The sequence below is a fragment of the Bacteroidota bacterium genome, from assembly GCA_034723125.1.
Taxonomy (GTDB): domain Bacteria; phylum Bacteroidota; class Bacteroidia; order CAILMK01; family JAAYUY01; genus JAYEOP01.
This window is the reverse complement of the sequence record JAYEOP010000470.1, coordinates 20,477-28,028: the sequence shown is the minus strand read 5'-3', so window position 1 is coordinate 28,028 and position 7,552 is coordinate 20,477. Positions and strand designations below refer to the sequence as shown.

General features: G+C 27.3%; 5 protein-coding genes. 4 read left to right on the top strand and 1 reads right to left on the bottom strand.

Annotation, left to right across the window (positions count from 1 at the left end; genetic code table 11):
• Positions 1-370: 370 nt before the first annotated feature.
• The 4 genes from U9R42_12255 to U9R42_12240 all read left to right on the top strand — a co-directional run bounded on the left by U9R42_12255 (position 371) and on the right by U9R42_12240 (position 5,809).
• Positions 371-1,150 carry an ABC transporter permease gene (locus U9R42_12255; protein ID MEA3496790.1) on the top strand — a complete coding sequence of 260 codons (780 nt, stop codon included), beginning with the start codon at positions 371-373 and terminating at the stop codon, positions 1,148-1,150.
• An 11-nt stretch (positions 1,151-1,161) separates the two neighbouring features.
• Positions 1,162-1,911, top strand: a complete 750-nt coding sequence (locus U9R42_12250) for an ABC transporter ATP-binding protein (protein MEA3496789.1) — start codon at positions 1,162-1,164, stop codon at positions 1,909-1,911.
• A gap of 552 nt (positions 1,912-2,463) precedes the next feature.
• Entirely contained in the window at positions 2,464-4,551 is a 2,088-nt protein-coding gene (locus U9R42_12245) for a glycosyltransferase family 2 protein (GenBank protein MEA3496788.1), read from the top strand.
• Between the two features lie 61 nt (positions 4,552-4,612).
• The gene (locus U9R42_12240) at positions 4,613-5,809 is read left to right on the top strand and encodes a class I SAM-dependent methyltransferase (protein ID MEA3496787.1); all 1,197 of its coding nucleotides are present in this window, start codon (positions 4,613-4,615) and stop codon (positions 5,807-5,809) included.
• Here the strand turns inward: U9R42_12240 and U9R42_12235 are convergent.
• Positions 5,806-6,813: a class I SAM-dependent methyltransferase gene (locus U9R42_12235; protein ID MEA3496786.1), complete on the bottom strand. Its 1,008-nt coding sequence runs from the start codon at positions 6,811-6,813 to the stop codon at positions 5,806-5,808. The two genes, U9R42_12240 and U9R42_12235, sit on opposite strands and share 4 nt — an antisense overlap.
• Positions 6,814-7,552: the final 739 nt, after the last annotated feature.

Here is a 7,552-nt window from a genome sequence, read left to right as displayed (position 1 = left end):
TCTAAGACACTAAGAATCACAAAGTATGAAACAATTCATTATGGAATTATTATACTATTGATTTTCTTTATGTTATCACAGCTCGAAATTTAATAAGTTTCCGAATGTCAATTCTCTATATTCAAATGCGAAACTTGAGTTACTATCAAATTTTTACAAAAGGAATAATGGGAAAATAAATAAGAAAAAGTAGCATAATAACGCTTGTAAGGTAATAATTGGCAAATTAGGAATTCATTTATTAAGCCAATGTTTTCTTCAAATAATGTACAAAAGTTATCATTTTTCTGAAACATAAATTTTCTTAAAAAGAAAATAGTCGTTAAATTTGTTCTTTTTAAATTTGTTATTTAAACTCATTAATGAATTAATGCTCTCAGAAACGCAACAAAATTATTCAAAAAGTTATATAAATCTTATTCTGACACTGGCATATAAAAATGTTAAAGTCAGGTATAAAAATTCTATTTTGGGATTTTTTTGGAGTTTACTTAGTCCTCTTATTTTTCTAATGATTTTTGTTACTGTTTTTAGTAATGTTTTTTCAGATATTGAAAATTATCCCTTGTATGCTTTAACAGGATTAATATTCTGGATTTTTTTTTCAAGTACAACAATTCAAATTATTGGTTCGGTACTTGAAAGTGCAGGGATTTTAAAATCAGTAAATATTCCACCTATAATTTTCCCTATTTCCTCATTGGTTGCTTCACTTATTAACTTATTACTTTCGTTTATTCCCTTTATAATTTTAATGTATTTTTTTGGTTTTAAAGTAAGTTTTAATACACTTTGGATTTTTCCGGTATTGCTTAACCTTGCTTTATTTACATTTGGCTTTTCGCTGATAATGTGTTCATTAAATGTCTTTTTTCGTGATATTGGAATGTTCTGGAATTCGTTACTTCCTGCTTTTTTCTATTTTACACCTATTGCATATTCTGTAAAAATGCTTCCCGAAGAAACAAGATGGATATTAAAACTTAATCCATTATTTCATTATTTTGAAAACATAAGAGACGTACTATATTTAAATACAGCACCTTCTACTTATTATGTTATTACTAGTTTATTATTAACGATTAGCTTTCTCGGTACAGGGATTATTATTTTTAAAAAATTAGAAAAAGGTTTTATATCAAATTATTAAAAACAACATTTTTGACAGAATCAAAACAAAATATTATAATTGAAGCAAAGGATTTAGAATTTAGTTACTTAATTCAACCACAGGGAATAAATAGTATTAAAGAATATTTGCTATCTTTTGGAAGACACAAAATGTTTGAAAAAAAACAGGTTTTAAAAGGAGTTAACATCGAAATTCAAAAAGGAGAATGTGTTGGATTAATGGGTAGAAACGGCTCCGGTAAAAGCACTTTATTAAGAGTACTTGCTGGAATTATTAAAGCCGAAAAAGGAAGCGTAAAAGTAAAAGGTAGGATTGCACCAATGCTGGCACTTGGTGTTGGTTTGGAAGCAGAAATGACAGGTGCTGAAAATATTTGGTTGGGAGGAACAATACTTGGATTATCAAGAAAAGAAATTCAATCATCAATAAACAAGATTATTGACTTTTCAGAGTTATCAAAAAAAGATATTTCAATGCAGGTAAAACGTTATTCAACAGGAATGATGGCAAGACTTGCTTTTTCGATAGCAGTAGCTACCGACCCCGAAATTTTATTTATTGATGAGGTACTTACGGTTGGTGATATTGGTTTTCAAAATAAATGTTATGCACGAATTAATGAAATTAGAAATTCGGGTAGCACAATAATTTTTGTTTCTCATTTCCATAGCGAAATAGCCAAAGTTTGTACAAGAGCAGTATGTATTGAAAATGGCAAAATTGTATTTGACGGAACAGTACAAGAAGTTGGGGAATTTTATAATGCACAATTTAATTAGTGCCTCTTAGAAAACTATCTATTTTTATAAAATGAATTATTTTTGATGAGATTTTTACTTTTTGGAAATGAACTGATGCCTTTGCATCAGTGATTTGAGAAAAATAAAAATATCGCAAAAAGAAACATTTTTAATTTTGTAGAGTTTTCTAAGAAACACTAATTAGGTTCTATGTTGATTTGTGTGAATGAAAAAATATTAAAGCCACAGATTCGCAGATTAAAATTAATTTATATGCAATATTCTAATAAGATATGTCCTTTAGTTCAGATATATCGGGATTTGGCGAAAATTTATTAATTACAAAAAGAGTAATTTTGTAATCTGTGAATCTGTCTTTGACAGACGTAGTCTTTACTTTTAGCATGTCTTCGACAGACGAAGTCTGTGGCAAATTTGATTACCCACAGTATTTGACATATAACCTTTAAATTAATACTATATTTGAAACTATAAATACAACAATAGATATTTTTAAAATGCTACTTCTTAAACTAAAAGTATTATTTATTCTGAGAGAAATGATTAATTGAGTGAATTGTATATGAGAATATGAAAAAAAAGCTTTCAATAAATAAGACAAAAACAAATGAGCTAAAGAAACAAATTGGGTCATTAAAACAGGATGCAAAATATTTAAAAAAATATATTCAATCACTTTTGCAAACAATTAAATATAATGAAGATAGGATTGCTGAAATGGAAAACAGCAAATTCTGGAAAGTTCGAAATATTTATTTTAAAATAAAATATGTTCTGTTTTCCACAAGGTATGTTCGTGAAGAGGATATGAAATTTTTTCGTAAAATCCGATTTTTGATGTCTTCATCAGGCAAAAAAATAATTAGGAAGTTCTTTTTAAAAATTTTTAAAAATTTATATCTCTTACTGGAAGAAAAACCTGTTACAATTGTAATAGGAAATGTTTTGTCTGAAACAACTGAAAAAGATCCTTATAAATTGTGGCTAAATAATAATGCACCAAGGGAAATAGATTTTAAAGAATTTAAAGGGAATATTAGTTATTTTAAATTTCAACCGGCAATAAGTATTATTTTACCCGTATTTGATCCTGACGTTGAATTATTTCAAAAAACACTTCTATCAGTAATTGATCAAATCTATCCAAATTGGGAACTATGCATTGCTGATGACAAATCAGTAAACCCTGAGATTAGAAAAACAATTGAAAAGTTTGCATTAAAAGACAGAAGAATAAAATTTACTTTCAGAGCAAAGAATGGGAATATCTCAGAATGCTCAAACTCAGCAATGGAACTTGCTTCGGGTGAATTTATTGCTTTTCTTGACCATGACGATTTACTTACAAGAGATGCGTTATACCATGTAGTTAAAGAAATAAATAAAGATAAGAATGTTGACTTGATATATTCTGATGAAGATAAAATTGACAGTTCTTCTAACTTATCTGAACCACATTTTAAACCGGATTGGTGTCCTGATAGTTTTTTATCTCGTAATTATATAAATCATTTTGTTGTTCTTAGAAAAAAGATTGTTGACAAAATTGGTCATTTCCGAATTGGATTTGAAGGAAGTCAAGATTATGATTTATTATTAAGATTTACAGAAAAAAGTCAAAAAATAAAACATATTGCCAGAATATTATATCATTGGAGAAAACATAGAGACTCTGTTTCAGAAAGATTTGATGCAAAACCTAAAGCATTTATTGCTGCAGAAAAAGCTATTAAAGATGCTTTAGAAAGAAGAAAAGAAAAAGCAAACGTAAAATTAATTCAAGGTTTGCCGGGTATTTATAACATTCGTTATAAAATTAAAAATAAAAAGAAAGTTAGCATAATTATTCCTTCAAAAAACAAAAGTGATATTCTTAACAAATGTATTTCCTCAATTATTACAAAATCAACTTACGATAATTATGAAATAATTGTAATAAACAACAACAGTACTGAAAAGAAATTTTTTGATTTAACAAAGAAGTATAAAAAACAACAAAACGGAAAGTTCAATTGTTATGATAATAATGATGCATTTAATTTTTCAAAACTCATGAATTTTGGTGTGTCAAAAGCTAGCGGTGATTATATTTTGCTTCTTAATAATGATACGGAAGTGATAACAAAAGATTGGATAGAAGCTATGGTAGAACAAGTTCAACGTGATTCTATTGGAGCTGTTGGTGCAAAATTGCTTTTCCCAAATGACACAATTCAACACGCAGGAGTAGTTATTGGCTTGGGAGATGTTGCAGGACATACTTTTATTGGAAAACATAAAGATGACAATGGTTATTTTAATTATATAAAATCAATTAATAATTATTCGGCATTAACCGCTGCATGCCTAATGGTTAAAAAATCCGTTTATTATGATGTAGGTGGTTTTGATGAAGATTTGCAGGTAGAATTTAATGATACTGATTTTTGTCTTAAGCTTTTAGACAAAGGATATTACAATGTTTATCTACCACATATAAATTTATATCATTACGAATCACTTTCAAGAGGTCATCCTAAGGCAACAATAGAATCTGAAAAAAGACATAATACTGAAATAGCAATATTCAAAGCAAAATGGCAAAAATATATTGATTTTGACCCTTGTTACAGCCCGAATTTAAGTAAGGATGTTACAGACTTTCAATTGAATGTTTAGTAGGTAAAATAATTATCTCTGAAAAAAAATTTTTAAATTTTCGAAACAAAAATAACAAATTATGAATATTATTTTTCATTTAGATAAACCCATTAAAAATCAAATTCTACAAATTCCTTTGTTTACAATACAAGGTTGGATTGCTTATAAAAGTAAATATAAAATAAACAATGTAAACCTTATTAATTCTGAGGGTAAAGTGCTTATTCCATTACTGATACAAGAAAGACCTGATGTAAAAAAGCAGTATCCAAAATTAACTGCAACAGGTTTCTATTCCAATGTTAAATTTTCAGAATCTCTTTTGTCAAAAAATTACTTTATTGAGTTCAGTATTGGTAAAAAAGCAAAACGATTTGAAATAGAATTACCGAATCTTGAAAATATTAGAATAAAGTTTTATGAAAAAAAACAAAACAAACTTGAAAATATTAAGTCAATATTAAAATGTCCTCTTTGTGATTCAAATAAATTGGATTATACGAAAGATTACATTTATTGTAAAAGTTGTAATGCTCAGTACGATAGTAGTATAAAAAACTATAACTTTTTACATCACAAATTAAAAGAAAGAGAAAACATTGTTGAAATTGATGACAACATTTCGTTAGAAGAAAATATTTCATCTCATGCTTATGATGAAAAGGCTATAAATTTCATAGAAAAATATAAAGACGGTTTGATACTTGACAACGGTGCAGGTCTTAGAAATATTTATTATGACAATGTAATTAATTTTGAAATAGAAGATTACATTACAACAGATGTACGTGGAATAGGAGAAAAGTTACCGTTTTTATCATCTTCTTTTGATGCTGTTTTTTCGCTTTCAGTAATAGAACATGTAACCAATCCTATTGAATATGTAAAAGAAATAGAAAGAGTTTTAAAACCTAATGGAGAAATATATATTGTTGCACCATTTTTACAACCTTTTCATGCTTATCCCAATCATTATTACAATATGACATCAGAGGGTTTAAAACATTTGTTTTCAAAAAATATCAAAATATCAGAAATTAATGTTCCCAAATCGGGCTTGCCAATTTGGTTACTAAGCTGGTTTTTAAATGCCTACATTGATGGCTTGCCAAATAAAGAAGCAGAATATTTCAAAACATTAAAAGTATCGGATTTAATAGATTCACCACTATCTTATTTAGACAAGGATTTTGTAACAAAACTAAGTTCATTTGCAACTAAGCAATTAGCTTGTTCAAATCAATTAGTTGGCACAAAAATAAATGATACTCATTAAGGAAAATTAGTAAAATCAAGGCTGTTGTCAAATGCATCTCTTTCCTTAGTAACAACATATAAATCTTGTAAATTAGCAAGAGCTTTTTTATATCTCAAATAGTTTTGCTTTTTTAGTCCTAATTTAAGGATTTGATTCTGAACATATTGCTCTGATGCATAACATACACCATAAGGTTCAGAATCTTTAAGGCTATCATCAATTTCAGTAAACATAGCATCTTCACTAGTTGAAGAATAAAGAAATCCTTCTGGAATTTCACCGTTAAACAAACTTACATCATGAATAGTAAATGCAAGAACTCCTTTATCTGTAAGTAAATTATAAAGTGTTTGTAACCATTGATAAAAAACGTCATCAGGAAGATGAGTAAAAAGTGATCCTACATAAATAAAATCAAACTTTTGTTTTGGTTTAAAATCATTCGGATTAAATGATGATTCTACTCCATTAACACCAAATTCTTTTTGCTGAAATACAATTGATTTGGTTTTAATATCAGACACCCAAACTTTTTTCGGGTCTAATTTTAAAACTAAAAAACGGCAAAGCCTACCATAACCTGAGGCAAAATCTAAGAATGAGTTAATATTGGAAATATTTCCGAATTTATGCTCAATTAGTTTGTTTACAAGATTAAAAGCATTTAATCCATTCATCAAATAATCATAATAACTATTACTCATATTTTCAAGATGGAATAATGAGTAATGAAACATTACATCATTTTTAGAAATATTAGTATTTAACTTATCTGATATTTTATACTGTTCTTTAAAAGATTTCAATTTATTTTCAACCTCATCATTTTTAATTAAAATATCGGGTAAATGACTACTTAAAAGGACATTCTGGCTATTTATTTTTTTTTTAATATTTTGATTACTAACTTCAATAGCATTAATTTGTGATAACGCACCATTAGTATTAATTAGATGAAGAAAATAATTTTTAATTTCATTACGAATTGACTTTGGAATCATCAATCTCAACAATTTTTTCATATTTTTTTAATTTTAAATATAAAGAATAGAGTATAAAATATTTCGTACAAAGATACAGAATTTGGATTAACAGTTTATACTAAACCGTATCTTTTGCAATTATTTACCCTCATAGATTTTTCAGATATTGACTACCTCACTTAGAATTTATACAAGCAAGTGCTACAAATAAAAACCTTCAGTATAAGGATTTGAGTTTTTATCTCTAACTTTCTCCTCAAACGGGAAAAACATAAAAGAGATAATAAAAAACAAAAAAATTAAATTATGGAATCGCTAAAAAATAATAAGTTGAAATTGAACATTTATTTTCATAGCAACTTCCTTTGACTCTCTCTCCTGTCTCTCTCTGCAAGCAAAGAGAGATGATACATTCGTACATATTTCAACAATAATTTTTGAAAAATCATTTCTGTAAAAACAACTAATACCAACAGTGAAAATTTTAACTTTACCGCTTACTCCTTCTTTATTTTTAGAGAAGGCAGGGATGAGTTTATAAAATATAAAGTTAAAATTTTTAAATTACATTTTCCTTTGTGTGAAATTACTTCTACTCATCAGATTGCTTTCCCGCAAATGCGGGATACCTCCTTCGCAATGACGATATGGTGAAGCTTTCAAATCAACAAGTCGGCAGTCAAAAACAATCCTCAGTCAGCAGTTGAATAACGTTTTTTATTTCCTTTGTGTCTTTGCGTGAAAATATAAACAAATTACCAAATAAACAATGTCTTTG